The organism is Herpetosiphon giganteus (assembly GCF_016907925.1).
Classification (GTDB): Bacteria; Chloroflexota; Chloroflexia; order Chloroflexales; family Herpetosiphonaceae; genus Herpetosiphon; species Herpetosiphon giganteus.
Genome location: NZ_JAFBCZ010000054.1, coordinates 1 through 18318, shown reverse-complemented (window position 1 = coordinate 18318; position 18318 = coordinate 1). Strand labels below are relative to the sequence as shown.

Here is an 18318-nt window from a genome sequence, read left to right as displayed (position 1 = left end):
GGCGAGCATTGAGCCTTGCCGATATCCCGAAATGGAACCTCACGCTCCATCCGTTTCAGCCTGAGCGGGTCTCAGCAAAGTGTTAGTTAGTCAGGCCTCAATCCACTGGCAACGGTGCGTCTGCGCGATGCTGACATTCAAGCCAAGTTAGCCGCCGTGACCCGCCACGAGCGCGACATTTCAAAGGACGACAGCATCAGCCAGGAACAGGTGATTGCGATGCTGATTGAAGAAGCCCACCGCGAGATGCTGGCATTTCAGGCTGTGGCCACGCCAAAGATTGATTCTGTAGATAATCAATTCCCTGCCGTTGCCATGATTGATTCGGCGGCTAATCAATTCCGTGTCTCGCAGCGCCCGACGGCTGCCACGATGGCCTATCAGCTGGTCATCACAATTGAGGAGGTCACGCCACGCATCTGGCGGCGGCTTGTCGTCACCAGCGAGACGACCTTGGCCCATCTGCATACCTATCTCCAGATCGCCTTCGAGTGGGACGATTATCACCTGCATGAATTTCGGCTGCATGGTGCGCCATGTGATGATGCAATGCGCCTTGATCAGCTCTATCTTCAGTCGGGCTATGGCCTCGAATACGTGTACGATTTTGGCGATTACTGGGTCCATACCATTGAAATCGAGGCCAGCACACCGATCAATCCCCGCTCGCGCTATCCCCGCTGCACGGGCGGCGCACAGCCTGGACCCGAAGAAGATTCAGGCGGCGCGTATGCGTATTCGCAAAAACTGGCGCGATCACGACGGGCCAAGGCGGCGGCCAAGAAACGTGCAAAAAACGCCGGAGGAACCAGCAAGAGCAAGAAAAAGCGCGCGACGAGCGTGCGGAAATTCAGCCAAGCAATTGTGAATCGACGCTTGGCCGCGTTTTGCGCAGGCGATCCGTGGTATGCCAGCGCCTAAGTGACGGTGCAGCGGGTTACAATTATTTATTTTGTCCTATGTCTTGCAAGACATGAGAAATAATTATCACATGAGAAGGAGGATTAGGGTTTGCGGGGTCGGCCTCGGTGAACCACCACGCCCGTGGCCGCCCGTTCGGCCTGCTGGCGCTGCCGTTGCATGGCCTTGCGTTCACGATCAGCGGCCATGCGTGCATCGGCTTGGCATGCCTCGGAGCAAAATCGTGGTGGTTGGCCAGGGTAACGATACACGGTCGCTTGGGTATGACAGAATTGACACACAAGGTCATAGCGTTTGAGTGGCACATCACGGGTGTGGCCGCGCACCTGAACCCGTGTGATTGGCTGGTCAGTATCGTGGTCGCTCATAAACACTGTCTCCTAGCTTGGAGGATACTGGATTATAGGCGATATATGATGACTTTGGTCTGGATGAATTCCCTGAATCCCCGCAGCTAGATAAAGCTTTAGGAGGTATGGCAAGGATTACGATCAAACGGGCCGCATCAGTGATTGTGTGGTAATACCACCTTCTGTTGCAAGTAAAACGTGGTTTGCACAGCTATTTGGCGCTCATTAGAGGGTGATGCACGCGCGGCAAGATCAAAAATTCGATACAGAATTGGCATTCTGTATCGAATTTCGTCCAGCCTATGACCAATAGCGTTGTGATTTTTGGCAGTGGCCCGTTTATCGCGAATCCTTACCACACCCCTGATACACAAGCGCCAATAATACCGTAGGCACATCAGCCCTTTGAAAGCAGGGTTTATTTGACATAAAATATGGCATAGTATAGCCGTCAATAATGCTGGGACTGGGCACCTATGCTGCCTGATGCTATCGCCGCCCGCAACCCGTGGTCATGGACAGACCACGGGTTGCGGGCGGCGATTACTGCGCTTGGATCAGCACGGCCGTCGTTGTATCGGTTCCGCTCCCAATCAGGATCTGGACGGTGTGATCGGTCGTTGCTGCTTGGAGCATCACCCCATCGGTCGTTTCATACAGGGTGGTCATCGTATACCCCCGTTTGCCAAGTTCCGTCGTATACACCCCGATGATCTCGGGCGTGGGGCGATTCGACCCATAACTGAGCATCGTCTCCGTAATGAGGAGATTCTGGGCATCATCCATGCGCGGCATGCGTCCCATCAGCGTCTCATCGATCGGCGTGCAGCCATCCGGGATCCCCATGGGGGCAACTAGATTGATCTGATCGAGTTCATACACCGCTTCGGTAATGACAGTTGTTTGTTCGGAGCTAATCTCCATGCGCGTCTGGGCTTTGATCACGAGTCCATCCTGATTGACCCAAAAGTCGCCAGCGATGATGACCCCATTTTGATCGCCGGACACCTGATATTGGTCTGCCAGCATGCCATTAATGGTGGTCGCGTCAGCAACGAGCTGCGGTTCATACGAGGCCGCAAACGCGTGCAGCATGCCACCATTCAACGAGCGGGTCATATCAAAGGTGATCTCAAGCATCTCCGGGTTGAGCATGGTGCTCGTACAGTGGAGATCCGTGTTAGTCGTCTGGACCTGATAGACCACGCCATCCAGCAACCACGTGGCCTGTGGCGGTGCATCCGGGGTACTGAGAGTTTGGAGATAGACCGCAAGTGGCGTGTTAATCCGGGCTTCGATCGTCTCGACCACGGATTCCGATGTGGTATCAGTCCCTTGCATTGTCCTCGTCATCGTGCGTGTTCGCACCCGATAACTAGCCAACTGCTTGAGTTGTGCTGCAACCGCTTCCGGATCGGTCAGGTACCGCATGATTAAGGCGGAAGCATTGGCACCAGTCGTTGGCGATGGTGATTGGGTCGGCACCGTAGGCACGGTCGTCTGCGCCGAACCGCTGGTCGTTCGTGGTGTAGGACGCACTCCTGCATCACCACCACAGGCGCTTAAGACCAATCCGATTAGAATACTCCACCCAAGCTGATAGACGCGTTTGTGCATTGATAGGTCTCCTATGACAAGCAAGCGGCTGCATACCGCTACTTTACCAAGCACACGGCATCCAGGATATGACAAAACTTGTCAAAATGGCGAGGATTCGCGTCCCTACCCCTCATTGGGGAGTCCTACCGATTCCGTGGGCCGGTCTATCGTCGGCCAAGCACTGGTCGTGCGGATGGCGACGGCGACGTGCGAACGGAGGTTTTCGCCTAGAGCCGATTTACAAGCGAAAAATTCAACAACAAATCCACGTGATACACAGAAGTTTCAAATGTTTCGTTTCAAGGCAAATAATTTATATCGTCGGCATGAGGATTTCTACAGAAATTTTAAGCGCTATATGAGAGATCGTTTTAGTATTAGTAATGCAAATGCTATTGCCGAAATCGCTGAATTTGATGAATGTTGGAATACTACAAATTTTGAAGGTCTGAGAACTTTTTAAATGGATATGCCATTAACGGTTCCTATCAATGGATATAACTGTATCTTTCGATCATATGATGTAGCCATTCCTAATCTTCAGAATCTCTTCCAAATATCATACTGTGAACCAATTGTAGAACAAGCTAAACATGAAGAAATTTTTGCCGAACTTGCGTATACCTCAAAAGAGTGCGTCAAAGCTTGGAGTAAAAAACTTCCAGCAGATATCTTTGAAGATGATACGATTCGTTAGAAAAACGATGTCAAAGGTAAGCCTCAGATTGATTACTCAGATAATCAATCTTTTTCTTTATTTCCAGTATCTTTTAAGATAATGGATTATAATTAATTTGTCTTAATATTAGGGGCTGATATGGATACAGTATCTTAAGTCGTGCACGACTGTGGAATGATTGTTTATGCGCCGAAGAAAAAGCGGCTGACGAGTGCATGGCGGCCAGCGGCGGTTCCGGCATGCGATCATGCATCGACGATTGGCGGCATTCTGTGCGGACGATCGTCGATGCGAGCGCGTGATCCTCACCCATGGGGGTGATTTTTGCGTCATGCATGCCAGAAATTGCCAAGGAGTGTATCTATATAAAAGCAGAAGCCTTGATTATGTTCATTGTGTAGATTATATAAGAGGGAAGGGATTGTATGCAGCTTATTGGATGAAAGTAAGCGATGGATCATCTGGCCAAGAACAAGACGAATAGACCGTCTCCATGTGATGAAGTTGGTCTATAGAATCTATGATTTTGGAAAAATCGACGTGAGTATCAATACTTCTTAAATTGCACGTTCGGTAATGATAGCCTATGGCGCAATCTCTTAATTAGGCATTAACAGCAGCAAATGCTTATCTGGAGGTTGCCGCTACAAAGCATCTTTTATGCGGTTGATATACGTTCATCCCAATGGTGACAGATGGGTTAAATGGATATCTGGAATAGATGATGATTTACCAAACGCGCTAAATCAATTAGCGGGGTTGTGCAATTTGCTGTGCATCGTTACTACAAACATTATTTACTTTTACCAATCATTGTGACATATCGTTAATCGACTTTCCAATGGATGTGGATAGCTTCTTAGGCTATCGCTATAGGCATCGTTTATCTTCATAGCGCCATTTTAGACTATCGCCCTCCACCTAACAAACATCTCAACCGAGGGTAAGTGTACTATCGATGAGCAAACTTATTTAATGGTATGACGTGTTCTTCTTAAACATAACCATACTGTAGAATTATTTAAGTAGTGGAGGTGTTGGAATGAATGATCCAATAGATGATTCAACGGTGATCCCCGCAACCCGTATGTTTAAACCCATCATTACGAAAGGTCGACGATTTGCATTTGAGCGTGGTCTTGTTGGGGCTTCGCTTGCTTTTCTCATTCCCATGTTGCTGGGATCAGTGTTTGATGGTCTTGATGACATTATTGATGAGGCATATGTCATTCTAATAGCGACGATTCCATGGACATTTATTTGGATGGCCTGGCCTAGACGCTCATGGACGCTATTTATCGGTAATACAGGATTTATCAGTCTCTTTTTATTGATGTACCATAACGCGTTACCAAACGGCTTTGAACCTGCATTTATTTGGATACTACTGCTGCTTGTTTCCGTGTATGGGATTGTCGGATCGTGGATTGTCGAGAAAGTATGGAAAGATACAAGAAATAACGATGAGACATTTTACTCAAAGCCTTTTGAATTTCCTTCTAGTCTCTCTATTATACTGAAATATGGTTTATTTCCATTATTACTATGTATAATAGTAAGCATATTTTCGGATGAAATACTATCATTGAATATATTGGTCTACTTTTTTATATCTTTTTCATTGATAGGGTTATTTGTTTCGGTACTGCGATATGATGGAAGAATGTACATGCTATCTCCATTGATAGTCTTTCCTATTATTAATACATTATTAGCGATTGCATCAAAGAAAATAGAGTATGGATTTTATAATACATTAGTAATGTATTTTTCACCTGGGTTGATATTTTCAACAATGATAGCAATAATTATTGTTACTCGTTCGAACCCGGATACAGAAACACTATCGTATCGTAAACAAAGTATTATCCTATTAATGATATATACGACGTATCTTATTCATATGAGGCCAAGTATTCTTCAAGTTGAGAATATCCTATCGCTTATCAAAGAAGTCGTAATTGTTGGCTTCGGGACACTCAGTATACAATGGCTCATTTCAAAAACGAAGATTGGACAACGGGAAATTGCTGAAGGATTTTTGATCTCCTTGCCACTGTTGGGATGGATAATATTTAAGTCAATGATAATGATTAATGTTTTGAATCTGGGTAGAAGTATATTTTCCCCACACTACCCTGATGTTCTTATCGCTGGCCCAACACTTCCTATTACGGTAGGAATAAGTTTACTCTTGATTTTTATCGTTACTATCATTCCTCAGATTCAACAACGATCAGCAACGATGACCCCTGAGCAGAGGAAGGCTACAGGGCTTGGGATTCTTGCTGTCTTAGCTGGAATAGCCTATATTTCAGCTCGAATGAGCAAGCAAATGAGTAAACAAATAAGTATAGCCAATAAACGTCGACAGGCAGAGTTTGATGCTATGCACCAAGAGATGAATACAAAACTTCAGCAAGCAAGCCAACCAGTCTCACCACCCATAAGCCAACCAGTCTCACCACCCATAAGCCAACCAGTCTCACCACCCATAAGCCAACCAGTCTCACCACCCGAATGGTATTCAGAGAAACGCGAACCTGATATGAAAGCTCGTGAATTAGATAGGGCGCTTAAAGAGGAAGGTGCTGCCGAAATGCAATACTATAGAGATAAAGATTCTTCTTGGTAAATCCAAACTATAGATTTTATAATCAGCCATACGATGGACGAGAGTAGATCATTCTCTGCTTCTACTCTCGTCCATCATCGCACGAAGAAGATACACGATTGTTGATGCTAGGCGATAGAGAAAACCGATATTCTTTGGTGATATTCTAATCACATTCCGCATGAGATTTGTCAGAAGTAAGGAGACTATTTCAGCTTTGCCTCAAAAGTGTCAGGTTGGCGTATACCCTTTCCTGATGTTAGATTCTCACCAATTGAGCGTCAGAATAGGGTTCTTTTTTTGCTTTCTTGACACTTGTTTTCAAAGATCTTAGACGCTATCCTGACGGGCAATACGAATATCTTTATTTTCTATAGCATCTCGGGTGGCATGCATTACGAATATGGCCATGCATCTTTCGTCCACTCATAGATCGCGCATTGCCGAACAATGATTGTCAGTAATTCCAGCATGCTTGTCCCATACGCTTGAAAAAGGGGAAAGGGCCGCTTATTTCGATACCCAGGATTCTCAAGGAGCAGACCATACTGACGATGCAAGAAGAGTGGGCGTTGGTATGGACTCAAGGGCGTACGGCATGTGCCAAGCGGAAGCGCCCTATCTCGTGGTTGGACTAAGCGACTTGTCGACCAGACCTGCATTGCGGTCGGAAGGTCGGGAATGCTTTCGGGATGCAGGTGGACGGCAAATGCTCGCCCGTGTCGCCACCAGCGGAACCGTATGGGAGTGATGGGTTCCCGCGTGGGAACCGCTTCTGGCGGGAGATGCTGCTCGCTATAGGCACTGGTATCGAGCTGAAGCATCCCAAACGAGCGAACAAAGAGGTCTGCTTCTGGCCACAGCGTATAGCCATGCGTCTGGTACCAAGCAAGGAGTGGGCTTGGATCAATCTGCCGTTCCGGGTTCCATCCGGCGTTCGTCAAGAGCCATTGTGCAATTGCTGCGGCATCGTGTGGCATACGCTTATCCTTCATTTACTATACGAAAAAGACTGCCTCATAGGCAAGCTGATTGAGTGCCGTTTCAATATTCGACCCAAGCACCACCAATCCGGGAGCAGGGTTCATAAATTCCGGACTTCCATGAACGATTAAGCCATCACCACACACTAAAAGGGTATCCCATGGATGGTAACTGCCAATGGGGCAGATACTACCTCCATGGTGGTGAACGAGCGGGTGGGACGACCAATACACAATAAAATCTTCATCATCCATGGCGAATGCCTCGTAGGGATCAAAATCAATCCGGATGTCGGCGTACCAGAGATGGTCACGCAACGCGATTGGATCGGGTGTCGTCGTTCGGGGATCGGGGGGAATCGGTGGAAGGTGCTGAAGATTCAAGTTCAGCATGCCAAGCGCGGTAAAAATACGCTGGGCCTCCGGAAAAATCGGCCAGCCAATCGTCGTCAGAGGTTCAAGAATGGTCGTTGTCGGATCATAGGTTCGCTCAGGTGACCACCCTGCCGCCGTTAAGAGAAAGATTGTTTGATCCGTCAACAGATTAATGTTAAGTGTCATGGTTCCTCCCATGGTTCATAATAGGGAGCGCTTAAGTGGAAGCGCGATTCGGAGCGCGTATCGGCTTCCAAATTCCCAGCCTTCGATGGATCTGTGCCATCGTATGCTGTCGTCCGTCATGGTGTTTCACGACCTGATGTGGTCCTGAACGTATAGACGAGTATGGTATCATACTGATACGGGAAAGGAATCCACCAATGACACGGCAAAAACCACGCACCTTTACGGCGGAATTTCGCCAAATGGCCATTGATCTCGCGTTGCACGGTGAGCAAACCGTTGCGCAGATCGAACGCGATCTTGGGTTATCGTCAGGCCTCTTGCGCCAGTGGCTCAAAAAACACCGCATGGCCCAGGCCGCAGGTACCACCGTTGCCGCCGTGGCTGCGGAAACCCACGAGCTGGCCCGCCTGCGACGGGAAGTCAAACGGCTGGAGCAGGAGAATACCATCCTAAAAAAAGCCGTGGCTATCTTCGCGCACCCGTCACCGAGCGGTATCGGTTCATCCATGAGCACCGATCGCTGATGTCGGTGCGGGCTATGTGCCGCCTGCTGGAGGTTGCCGCGAGCGGCTTCTATGCCTGGTGCACCCGCCCACCGAGTGCCCGAACGATAGCCAATCAAACCTTAACCGAAACCATCCAGTCCATCCAAGCCACCAGCGGCTTCCGCTATGGCAGCCGTCGGATTCAAGCGAGCTTACGCCAGCAGGGCGTGCGGGTTGGCCGCCATCGGGTTCGTCGCCTCATGCGGAGCGCCAATCTCCACCCGCGCCGCACGAAATGGCGGCGGCAGACGACCGTGCGCACGTGCGGCGCGTCTGCCGCCCCGAATCAATTGCAGCGCCAGTTCACCGTCACCGCCCCGCATGCCTGCTGGGTTGGCGACATTACCGCCATTCCGCTGCGCAGCGGAACCGCCTATTTGGCGGGAGTTTTAGACCTCTATACCCGCAAAGTCGTTGGCTGGACGCTGGATGGGCGGATGGATGCAACCTTGGTTGAACGGGCCTTGCAGATGGCGGTGACCCAGACCCAGCAGCGGCCTGCCGTGCACCATACGGACCAAGGGAGTCAGTACACGAGCGCGGCCTACCAAGCGCTGGTGCGTCGGCATGGCATCACCATGAGTATGAGCGATGTGGGCAAATGCTACGATAATGCGCCCATGGAGAGCCTGTGGGCAACCCTGAAAACCGAATTGACCCATCATCGAACGTATGACAGCATCGCCAGTTTACGGCGTGATTTGTTCGAATATATCGAAATTTTTTACAATCGCCAACGACTGCATTCGGGGTTAGGCTACCAAACACCCGCGATGATTGAAGCAGCGTGGAGCGGATAAGAACGATTGTCCATTAAATCGTGACCACATCAGATAGTAGCGGCCTCTACTTCCTGGATTATAGCTATAACGCGCGAACCGTTGGGGCTGGTCCGTTGCGGTTTCTCCCGATTACTCCCTAAATACGTGTGACAGCGGTAAGCACCATTATCAGCTGCTCGTTTGTATGGAGAAATTCAGTAAAAAAGGGTTAATGATAGGGGCTGATTTGGATAATAAATCAGTACCATAGATGAGAAATCACCCCAGTCGCTCCAATTGATCATTTACCCATTCCTCTTCTTCCAGAATCTGCTCTACTAACCACACATGAGTTTCTAGTAAGGGTGTAATGAGTGGCAAAACATGCCATAGCTCATTATTAGCCTTAACACTATTCCATGTAGCCTTAATCATTGAAAGTACATGGTCATGGTTATTTTGATACTTTTCAATGATAGCGATAAGTGCCTCAGCACGTGATTGTGCTGACCGTATTGAATAAGCAAGCTCCGTTGCCATCTCGAAAATGTGAGTAGCCTTGCTTGAATTACCTCGCAGCATCTCTATAGCAGCAATGATACTTAGCATAGCAGTCTTGTGCTGAGGGTCATTAATAGTCACTGTAACAGTAGTTGCCTTTTCTAAAAACGAAGCTGCGCTATCTTCTTGATGCATTCTCATATAAGCTTGGGTAAGTATAATAAGTGCTTGGGCATAGTGTTCAGGATTATCAATTGTTTCAGCAATAGCGACAGCCCGTTCAATATTCCCCTGTGATACATAACCTTGCACGATCGCAACAAGCGCATATGCATAGCGTTCAGTGTCATCAATTGTTTCAGCAATAGCGACAGCCCGTTCAATATTCCCCATCAATGCATATATTTGAACAAGCTCGGTAGATACGGATGCCTCGTATCCTGGGTGAAGAATATTCGTCATTTCATATGTTTGTTCTAAAATAGCAATGGTTTGTTTCGTAGAACCAATGATCGTATAACTCTTCGCAATATCAATCAAGACCATAACTTTATTAAACGTTACTTCCTGATTCGATTGAGCACGTGTGTATATTGTCTCTAAGAGAGACAATGCTTGCTCCTTGCCCATAGCCATGATAGCGGTTTGAGCAATCTTGTTGACGTTATGAATACGGAGCCAGTATGCGTCAGCGTGTTGCCAACGTTGGATAACGGTGGTTGCCTGGATAAGATACTTGGTCGCCTGTTCAAAGTTGCCAGCTGCGTGGGCCGTAGCCGCAATCGCGGTGAATGTTTTTGTATGAAGCCATTCATCTTGCAGGGAGTGGGCAATAGTTATTGCCTGTTCGAAATCCCCAGCAGAAATATAGACTGATGCTATTCCAAAAAGTGCATCTGCTTGAACCCATGGATCAGGAATCGTGTGAGCAACAGAAACCGCTTGATCAAAGTCATGTATCATCGCATAGCCTGCTGCGATAGCTGCATGAGCGTTGTAGGAGAGCCAGTCATCATCAATGGCATCAACAATATTCCTGGCTCTCCCTAGGGTAGTTGCTGCTTGTTCATTCTCGCCAAACGATACCTGAGTATGGCCAATGAGTGCAAGGATATATGCCTGATCCTGTGCAATGAGGATGGTCTTAGCAAGCGAGAGGGCGAGGTCAATATTTCCGAAGGATGCATGGGCCTTCGCTATACATACAGTGATAGCCATGCGCTTGTCAAGATGATCGATAGTCTGAGGAATAGATTGGGCCTGTTCTAAGATCAATGCCGCTTGCTTATGATGGTGTAGAGAACTATATATTTGGGCAATGTTTATTAACGTCTCTACCCTCGTCGTTTCATTAGTTATTTTTTTTGTGCAAATCTCTGCTTCTTCCAAGGATGTAATAGCCTGATCATGGTTGTTGATAGCCACGTATGCTTGGGCAAGGTGTATAAGAACAGATGCATGATTCTTTGGATCGGCTATGCTCATTGATTGTTGTAGTCGATACAATATTTTTGTTTGTTGATCGGTATTACACCATTCGATAATTTGACTCCACAAGTTCGCCTGTTGCATTGGATTGGAACATTGCTCAATTCGTTCAATCGCTTCATGTGTACGCCCAAGCATTGCTAGCACAACAAACATGTCGTCGATCCACCGTTCTATGTGATCAGCCAAGCTCGTTCGCAGCAAACTATACTTCCACAACCGAGGCAAATGTTGAATCTGCTCCTCGGTTGATTGCCCAGCCTTAATAGCACTTTCCCGCCCCCGATCCAAGTCGAGGGCATAGAGTCGGGTGCTCGGATCAAAGCGGGTTTTCTGTTCGCCATAGTCGCCCGCATCCAAGACCTGCCAGAGCGTTGGCCAGTTCTCGGCCAAGAATAGATGGGCGATATAGTGATGCCGTGCATACATCCGCCGAGCCTGTTCAATGGGGTCACGATCATCGGCCCAAATGACTTCTAAATCCTTCGCACACCAGTCGGCCAACTCTTGATGCCAGCGTTTGACTTCACGCTGATTGAATACCAACGCAGCGAGATAGTCACGAAACAGCAGGTGATGCAGTGCAACTCGTTGATCAATGCCCTGGCTCACTAAGCCTCCTAAAACCCATACGGCATCCTGCATGGTGTCGTGGTCTTGTTCAAGCAGATCCCCCAGCACATCCAGTCGCACTGGTTCTTGGGCCACGAGTAACAGTGCTAGCATTGGCTTCCAAATCGCTCGCCAGTCGGCCAAGGATCGACCTTTAATCCGCTCCAAGGTAATGCCAAAGAGATTGCTTGGATTCTGTTCAATCTGGCGAATCAGGCTTGTCGCATCGATCACGGATTGACCCTTCATCGTATCAGCAGCCAAATGAACAAACAATGCATTGCCCTTGAGCGCCGTATAGAGGTCATGCAGGAGGCTATCCGCCACGCTCGACTGGACTGATCGCCACAACGCCAGTGCATCCATCTCACTGAGCGGTGGCAGTTCGTAATCAACCCGATGCAGAATCTCCAGCGGTTTTAAAGTCTCATCAGGCCGTGAGCCAAGCACGATGACGATGCCTGGCGGCGGCTGCGGGGGCAAAAACGACAAATCACGCGAGCCGTCGATCTCCGGCTGGAGTTGATCAAGTCCATCCAAATATATCGTTTCCTCGATGCCGTGTTTAGAAAGCTCGTCGAGAATCCGCGCAAATTCCCCCTTCATGGCGGGATAGCTTTCTTCGGGGAAGTATGAAACGGTGAGGCTATGCTTCAGAATCAGTTGAGCCACGACCACCCGCAACAAGCCAAGCTGATATTCGCGGCCCGTTGTCAGCGCAATGAAATGGTGCGGGGTCTGCGCAATCCCCGCCTCCTGAATCAGCTTGGCAATGCTACTGCTCTTACCTTCGCCTGCCGCTGCCTTGATGAGGATATAGCCCCCCGTTGGCCGGATGGTTGCAATGTGCTCGCGAATGGCTGCTAGTTCTGCGACCCGACCGACAAAGCCCTGAAGGCGCAGATTGAGCAGGCGATCACTCTCGATTTGTTGGGCAGCATTGATCAGGCGTTCGCGTGTTTTGTGCTGTTCATGGGTTCTGAGGGCGCTGGCCAAGAGCGCATCAAAGCGGGCATCAGGAATCGGAATCGTGACCGTGACTTGCACGAGATTGCCGCCCACCTGATTGCCAATGGCCAAGTTTGCCTGGTGCGCCTGCGTATCGCCGTCCATCGTGATCGTGACTGGAGCGCCGTTGAGGGTGGCGGGTCGCTGGGCAAGCGCCTGCTGAATCGCGGTGGCTAAGGCCGTGGGATCGTGATCTGGCAGCTTGTCTTGAAATGCGGCAATCAACGCGGCCACCGGATCGGCGGCTGGTGGCGTTGATACGGGAAGCCGCGCCAGTAAACGGTGGAGGGCATTGCGTTCAAAGGGCGTGAGGGTTCCCTGTTCAATTGCCTGCATGCCCCGCGTGATGCGCTCGTGATAGACATGGGCGGCAGGGTTCGTGCGCAGGGCTTCCAAGGCAAGATGCAGATCGAGATCATCCATCGCGGAATCCTTTGGGCTGACAGGTGTGTTCCACTATCCTAGCAAAGCAATGGTTCCGATGCAAGTGATTGCGCTCATTCGTCCCGTGGTCGCGGCGAGCAGATATTGCAGCGAACTCCAGCAGCCAGAAATTGCGCTTGCTGATCATGCAGGGCGAGGTCATCGGGTGGAAATTGAAACTCAATGGCGTGCAGCTGCGGCATGGTATGGAGCCAATCCGGAAAAGCACTTAATGGGTTTGCCGTAATATCGATCGTATGTAACTGCGGCAACTCGCCTAGTGACTCCCTGATCATGGCAAGATCGTTATATTCGAGGTTCAGGGATTCGAGGTATTCCAGTTCCCGAATCCAGTCTGGCAGTTCAACCAACGAATTAAAACTGAGATCGAGCGTTTGAAGCTGAGTGCACGATCGAAGCTGGCCTGGCACCTCATTTAAACAATTTCTCAAGGAAAGATGCTTTAGCTGCGTTAGCGACTGAAGCAATGTACTTAAATCGACCTCGCACGGCCCCCCGATAGAACACGTTTGCAGCATGGGCATACGCAGGTGTGATACGAGGTTATCCGAAGGGCTGCGAAGAACAAGGGTTTCTAACCGAGGAAACAGGCTTGTCGATGTTGGATTCGCATCGATAAAGGTCGTTTCCGAGAAATCAAGCGTCCGCAACTGCGGGGCATGGTCACCGAGCAGCGGCCACGATGGCAGAAATCCACCCGTAATGATGAGCTGTTCTAGGACAATTGATTGACTCAGTGGTGGCATGTCCGTGATGCGCATGTTTTGCAGTTTCAAGGTTTTTAACGGCAGGTCTTCAAGCAGCCATGCGGGGACACTGAGGGTATTCCCATTCTCGAACCGGAAGGTTTCGAGAGCCGAAAGGTGGCGAACCATGGGCGGGATTGCGGTTAATGCCGTGTTACACAGTTCGAGGCTGGTTAAGGATGTGGGAAAGGCCCCCGCAAAGAGGGTGGGATCATGGTGCTTTCCCCCAAGGTTGAGGTGACGAAGCGTCGTCCATGCCTCCCAATCGGGGCAGTGCTGAAGTCGCGTATCGTCGAGGTCGAGCGTGGTGAGCGGCAGCTCGCCCAGCCATGCGGGGAGATCGGTGATCGGATTCCCAGACAGATTAAGATACTGTAAGCGGGGCAGGGTGCGAATCCAGGCGGGAACCTGGGTCAAGCCCATGGCCGAAAGATCCAGATGTTCGAGGGTTGTGCAGGTGCGGAGGCTGGTTAAATCACAAAGCGAGAGTCCATGGAGGATGAGCATCTGGAGGGCGCACGCATCAAGCCATGGCGGCAGGGCGGTGAGGGGAAGCCCGGAAAGACTGAGCACCTGGAGGGACGGCAGGGAACGCAGGATATCAGGCACGGCAGGGATGGCCGTATCCGCGAGATCAAGAATGCGCAGCCGATGAAGGTCAGGCAGCCAATCGGGCAATGTTGGTATCGGACAGCCAGCGAGATAGAGTTCTTCGAGAGCGACAAACGTCCGCAGCACGGCAGGGAGGTGGGAAAAGGGATTATCACCGAGGTCGAGGCGGGTGATCGCCGCAAGCGCGGGCAGCGAGGATGGGAGCGTCGTGAGGTTGTTCATCGACAGATCCGCCGCCAGAATGGGGCGCGTGGTCTGCATGATCGCTGGCACACTGGCGAGATCAAGGCAGTGATAATTGAGGAACGGATGAGACGGCTGGTCAAGAAAGGGATACATCTTGCCAAAAAAAACAGCATCGGATGGCAGCATAGCGGACGATCCTTTCCGGAGACTATTGGTGAATGACGCAAGGGTCGGTACCCGCGCGTGTATGGGGCACGATGATAGTGGACAATCATCACCCCATGAACCATTCCGCTGCTTACCCAGCAGCAAAAAAACCGCGCACGACGATGAACAACGAGCACAGGAGCAGCAGTCCACCGATCCCATACCACACGCCGGATGGAGCGCGTTTGGAATATTCGATATACCGATACTCCTGATAGATGCAGATCCATGAGCATGGAAGAAAGGGAATCAGCGGAATCAAGGATTGTGTTCCATAATCATTCGTATCCTCCATCATTGCCTTGGACGCGATGGTCATCCAGTCGTGCGCCGGATGGCTGAACAGATCGATTAACACGAAGTAATACCCGACGATCCCAACGATGATGAACGAGAGAAAGCAGAAACTATGAAAGAGCCGGAGCCGTCTCCGCGAAAGCGGGGATTGATTGGCTGGAACGCGGTAGCTCATACATACGCCTCCATTGCGTGGCTGGTCGATCGGCACATGGGTTGTTAGGGAATCCGAATATTGAGCACATAGAGCACAACGGCGATGACCGCAAACAGCAGGGTCAGCCAATAGGGTATTGGAATCACCGTTGATGTTCCACGCCGTTTGACGAGCAGCCAGCTATCACGTCCAATGCCGATCAGGAGCCACCCAAGGGCGAAACCCAGGGGCAGCATCGACCACAGCCAAGGCCGAAGCGAAAGATACCCCTCAACGGTGCCTCCGCGTGCCATATTTCGCAGATAAAAATAGAGTTGGTAGACGATAGTGTAGATCATCGGGAAGAAGCCACCAAGCACAGCAATTATTAGTCGAATGATCATGCGCCAGCGATAGGGCGACCGATTGGCGGGAACGTGATAGTCCGGTTCCATGCATGCCTCCTTACGCCCCTACCCGCACCAGCCCATCCTTGACCAACTCCACCACACCCGCATCCCATTGTACCTCGACTTGCAACCAGCCACCCCGCCCCGTGAGCGTGCCCGTGCGGCCATCCTTGGTATGTGTAACGGCTGCCCCGACGTGGGTAATCAGATCCAAGTGCCGCGTAATCAAGGCTTGGTCATTCAAGGATTCAAATGGCTTGGGAATCCAGCGCGAGCCGTCGCGTTTCCAGACGAGCAAGCCGCGCCGCATCAACGCAATCCCTGTCGCCACCTGTTCCTCAAGGGTTGGAGCCGTCGCCATCAGCGTTTCCAAGCGTGCAGGCTGGCCATTTTGCGCCTGCCAGAGCCGCAGCACATCAATCGGAATCGCATCGATCGTGGTCCGCAGCGCTTGCAAGTGGGCTTGAATCTCGCTGTGTTCTAGACCCACCCACTCCAGTCGATTCATGGGCGTGACCCCCTGAATCGTATCGCGCACTTGGCTGGGACTTTTCCATGCCTCGACCACCAGCGGCACAGTGCTGCCCGTTGGCTCACCCGTAATTAAGCCCAGCTGCACGCGATCAGGCGGCGCAGCCGAGCCGAGCACGAGCACAATCTGGCCAATTGGCACGACATCCCAGCGGTCATCGGGCTGCGGTGTGGGCGGTGCGGTCACATTTGGCTCGCCCGAATCCAACACGGGACGCGGGGTAAACACGGTTTGGCTACCGAGGCGCTTGGTGCGGAAATGGCTGCGGGCGACACTTAACACCCCCTCGACAATCGGTCGCAAGGTTGGTTGATACTGCGATCCATACCAGGCCGCGCCAAGCTCAATCGCTGTCCACGGGCGCGCCGGAATGCCATTCGCCGTGGCAATCGCGTACAAATCCGCCAACGTCGGCGCAGGCTTCAGCGGCGTGGGATCGGCCAGCGGCCCGACGACCACGGGCGTAGGTGCAGGCGTAGCCACCCGTTGCCCTGCTTGCACACTGAGGGTCGGCGCACGGCGGGTCAGGGTGACGACATCGCCCGCAGCGGGAATCGCCACCGCCAGTTTTTTGAAGCGGGCCGCGAGGTGACTCAGCGCGTCGCGATCACCATGCACCAGCACGAGTTGCTGCGGCTGCACGAGGCGTATCACCTGTTCCAGTTGGCCTAGATCGGCATGGCCGGACAGCCCATAGCGATAGACCGGACAGCCCAGCGTGACCCGTTGGCCATTCAGGGTAATCGTCCCGCCTTGGGTGGCTTTGAGCATGGCCGCGCCTGGCGATTCTTCGTCCTGATAGCCCGTGAAGATGATCGCATTGCGTTTGTCTTGGGCCAGCTTGGTCGCATAGAGCGGGGCTGGCCCCCCCGTGAGCATGCCGGAGGTGCTGATGATAATCGCTGGCTCGTCACTGTTGATGACGCGCGGGCGCATGCCCTGATGCACGGCCAGCACGCCAAAGGTCGGATCGACGAACAAGGGCCGTTGGCTATTGGTCACGAATTTTTGCAGCGCGGGATGCAGGTCATGCGATTGCTGCTGATAGGCTTCACACACCGCCTTGCACATCCCATCGACATAGATCGTCACGGGCGACACCACCCCAGAGGTGCGAAAGGCTTTGAGAATCAAGATCAACTCTTGCGCCCGCCCGACGGCAAAGGCCGGAATCAGCACCCGCCCGCCCTGGCCAATCACCTGCTGAATCGTGGCCACCACGTTTTGCTCTTGGTCTTTGCGCGAGGTGTGGCTACGGTTGCCATAGGTTCCCTCGCAAATCATCAGATCGACCTGCGGCAGGGTGTTGAGGTCAACGCCCGTGATGGTGCGGTGATGGCCAACCGAAATATCGCCCGTGTGCAGGACACTGCCCCATGGACTGGTGATGTGGAGCATACCCGCGCCGAGGATATGGCCTGCGGGCAAATAGGTCACGGCAATTTCTTGGTTGGCCGCGACGGGACGCAGCTCTTGATGAAAGGCCACCGGAATGATCCGCGCCAGCGTTTCCACGACCATCGCTTGGTCATAAAGCGGGGTTTCCAGTTCGTGCGCGAGGTGTTCCTGTTCCATAATCCGCGCGCTATCCAAGAGCAAAATCCGCATCAGCGCGATCGTGCTTTCGGTTGCGTAGATCGGCACGGTGGGAAATAAGCTGGCGACGAGCGGCAGACAGCCCGTGTGGTCAATATGCGCATGGGTAATCAGGATCGCATCGAGCGGGAAGGTTTTGAGGGCTTCTAAGTCCGGCGTGCGCGATTGACCAGGGCGTGCCGCAGGGCGCATGCCCGCATCGACGAGGATAGAACGCATGCCCAGTTTGAGGATGCCACACGATGCGCCGACTTCTTGTGCGCCGCCAAAGGGGTGAAAACTGATCATTGGGGAGGCTCCTCTCGCAGAGACAGCGAAGATTGATTACTCAAATAATCAATCGCTGCCTTCTATTCCACTACTGTGGTTCAGAATACTGTTGTGATGACCATCCCCGCGTTCGCTTAAGAATCAGGGGCATGCTGTGCCTGAAGGTGGTTTGTCAAGAAGTGTGCAAAATCAATCTAGCCAGGCATGCGAATTTTACGAAGCTGGAGCGTCCGAACGACCGCATAAAAGAGTAATAA

Annotated in this window: 15 protein-coding genes; 6 read left to right on the top strand and 9 right to left on the bottom strand. The window is 51.4% G+C overall.

Annotation, left to right across the window (positions count from 1 at the left end; translation table 11 throughout):
- Positions 1-114 precede the first annotated feature (114 nt).
- Complete coding sequence (locus tag JOD20_RS25680) at positions 115-921, top strand: plasmid pRiA4b ORF-3 family protein (protein WP_204758023.1); 807 nt, start codon at positions 115-117, stop codon at positions 919-921.
- 83 nt (positions 922-1004) lie between these two features.
- On the opposite strand, the gene JOD20_RS25675 is transcribed toward JOD20_RS25680, so the two are convergent.
- Entirely contained in the window at positions 1005-1289 is a 285-nt protein-coding gene (locus tag JOD20_RS25675) for a hypothetical protein (protein WP_204758022.1), read from the bottom strand.
- A 525-nt stretch (positions 1290-1814) separates the two neighbouring features.
- A complete protein-coding gene (locus JOD20_RS25670; RefSeq protein ID WP_204758021.1) occupies positions 1815-2888 on the bottom strand; it encodes a hypothetical protein in 1074 nt (357 codons plus the stop codon).
- Positions 2889-2901: 13 nt separating this feature from the next.
- Here JOD20_RS25670 and JOD20_RS25665 point away from each other — a divergent pair, with 13 nt between their 5' ends.
- The 3 genes from JOD20_RS25665 to JOD20_RS25655 all read left to right on the top strand — a co-directional run bounded on the left by JOD20_RS25665 (position 2902) and on the right by JOD20_RS25655 (position 6184).
- Positions 2902-3333, top strand: coding sequence for a hypothetical protein (locus tag JOD20_RS25665; RefSeq protein ID WP_204758020.1), 432 nt, complete (start codon positions 2902-2904; stop codon positions 3331-3333).
- Positions 3334-3567, top strand: a complete 234-nt coding sequence (locus JOD20_RS25660; protein WP_204758019.1) for a nuclear hormone receptor family protein — start codon at positions 3334-3336, stop codon at positions 3565-3567.
- Between the two features lie 1024 nt (positions 3568-4591).
- Entirely contained in the window at positions 4592-6184 is a 1593-nt protein-coding gene (locus tag JOD20_RS25655; protein ID WP_204758018.1) for a PT domain-containing protein, read from the top strand.
- A 374-nt stretch (positions 6185-6558) separates the two neighbouring features.
- Here the strand turns inward: JOD20_RS25655 and JOD20_RS27060 are convergent, their stop codons facing one another.
- Positions 6559-7143, bottom strand: a complete 585-nt coding sequence (locus tag JOD20_RS27060) for an SUKH-3 domain-containing protein (protein ID WP_204758017.1) — start codon at positions 7141-7143, stop codon at positions 6559-6561.
- 18 nt (positions 7144-7161) lie between these two features.
- The gene (locus JOD20_RS25645; protein WP_204758016.1) at positions 7162-7707 is read right to left on the bottom strand and encodes an SUKH-3 domain-containing protein; all 546 of its coding nucleotides are present in this window, start codon (positions 7705-7707) and stop codon (positions 7162-7164) included.
- A gap of 197 nt (positions 7708-7904) precedes the next feature.
- On the opposite strand from JOD20_RS25645, the gene JOD20_RS25640 reads away from it, so the two are divergent.
- Entirely contained in the window at positions 7905-8234 is a 330-nt protein-coding gene (locus tag JOD20_RS25640) for a transposase (protein ID WP_204758015.1), read from the top strand.
- Positions 8213-9055, top strand: a complete 843-nt coding sequence (locus JOD20_RS25635) for an IS3 family transposase (RefSeq protein ID WP_240614398.1) — start codon at positions 8213-8215, stop codon at positions 9053-9055. The genes JOD20_RS25640 and JOD20_RS25635 overlap by 22 nt, the downstream gene beginning before the upstream one ends.
- Before the next feature lie 240 nt (positions 9056-9295).
- On the opposite strand, the gene JOD20_RS26635 is transcribed toward JOD20_RS25635, so the two are convergent.
- The 5 genes from JOD20_RS26635 to JOD20_RS25610 form a co-directional block, all read right to left on the bottom strand.
- On the bottom strand, positions 9296-13048 hold the full coding sequence (locus JOD20_RS26635) for a tetratricopeptide repeat protein (protein ID WP_239584081.1): 3753 nt from the start codon (positions 13046-13048) through the stop codon (positions 9296-9298).
- Positions 13049-13122: 74 nt separating this feature from the next.
- On the bottom strand, positions 13123-14799 hold the full coding sequence (locus JOD20_RS25625; RefSeq protein WP_204758014.1) for a leucine-rich repeat domain-containing protein: 1677 nt from the start codon (positions 14797-14799) through the stop codon (positions 13123-13125).
- Between the two features lie 112 nt (positions 14800-14911).
- Positions 14912-15292, bottom strand: coding sequence for a hypothetical protein (locus JOD20_RS25620; RefSeq protein ID WP_204758013.1), 381 nt, complete (start codon positions 15290-15292; stop codon positions 14912-14914).
- A gap of 44 nt (positions 15293-15336) precedes the next feature.
- Entirely contained in the window at positions 15337-15708 is a 372-nt protein-coding gene (locus JOD20_RS25615; protein WP_204758012.1) for a hypothetical protein, read from the bottom strand.
- A 10-nt stretch (positions 15709-15718) separates the two neighbouring features.
- Positions 15719-18079 carry an MBL fold metallo-hydrolase gene (locus tag JOD20_RS25610; RefSeq protein ID WP_239584080.1) on the bottom strand — a complete coding sequence of 787 codons (2361 nt, stop codon included), beginning with the start codon at positions 18077-18079 and terminating at the stop codon, positions 15719-15721.
- Positions 18080-18318: the final 239 nt, after the last annotated feature.

Bases quoted from the DNA above. Each gene is read 5' to 3' on its own strand.
- JOD20_RS25675 (WP_204758022.1), bottom strand. From the start codon at position 1,289: ATGAGCGACCACGATACTGACCAGCCAATCACACGGGTTCAGGTGCGC.
- JOD20_RS25670 (WP_204758021.1), bottom strand. From the start codon at position 2,888: ATGCACAAACGCGTCTATCAGCTTGGGTGGAGTATTCTAATCGGATTG.
- JOD20_RS25665 (WP_204758020.1), top strand. From the start codon at position 2,902: ATGACAAGCAAGCGGCTGCATACCGCTACTTTACCAAGCACACGGCAT.
- JOD20_RS25660 (WP_204758019.1), top strand. From the start codon at position 3,334: ATGGATATGCCATTAACGGTTCCTATCAATGGATATAACTGTATCTTT.
- JOD20_RS25655 (WP_204758018.1), top strand. From the start codon at position 4,592: ATGAATGATCCAATAGATGATTCAACGGTGATCCCCGCAACCCGTATG.
- JOD20_RS27060 (WP_204758017.1), bottom strand. From the start codon at position 7,143: ATGCCACACGATGCCGCAGCAATTGCACAATGGCTCTTGACGAACGCC.
- JOD20_RS25645 (WP_204758016.1), bottom strand. From the start codon at position 7,707: ATGACACTTAACATTAATCTGTTGACGGATCAAACAATCTTTCTCTTA.
- JOD20_RS25640 (WP_204758015.1), top strand. From the start codon at position 7,905: ATGACACGGCAAAAACCACGCACCTTTACGGCGGAATTTCGCCAAATG.
- JOD20_RS26635 (WP_239584081.1), bottom strand. From the start codon at position 13,048: ATGGATGATCTCGATCTGCATCTTGCCTTGGAAGCCCTGCGCACGAAC.
- JOD20_RS25625 (WP_204758014.1), bottom strand. From the start codon at position 14,799: ATGCTGCCATCCGATGCTGTTTTTTTTGGCAAGATGTATCCCTTTCTT.
- JOD20_RS25620 (WP_204758013.1), bottom strand. From the start codon at position 15,292: ATGAGCTACCGCGTTCCAGCCAATCAATCCCCGCTTTCGCGGAGACGG.
- JOD20_RS25615 (WP_204758012.1), bottom strand. From the start codon at position 15,708: ATGGAACCGGACTATCACGTTCCCGCCAATCGGTCGCCCTATCGCTGG.
- JOD20_RS25610 (WP_239584080.1), bottom strand. From the start codon at position 18,079: ATGATCAGTTTTCACCCCTTTGGCGGCGCACAAGAAGTCGGCGCATCG.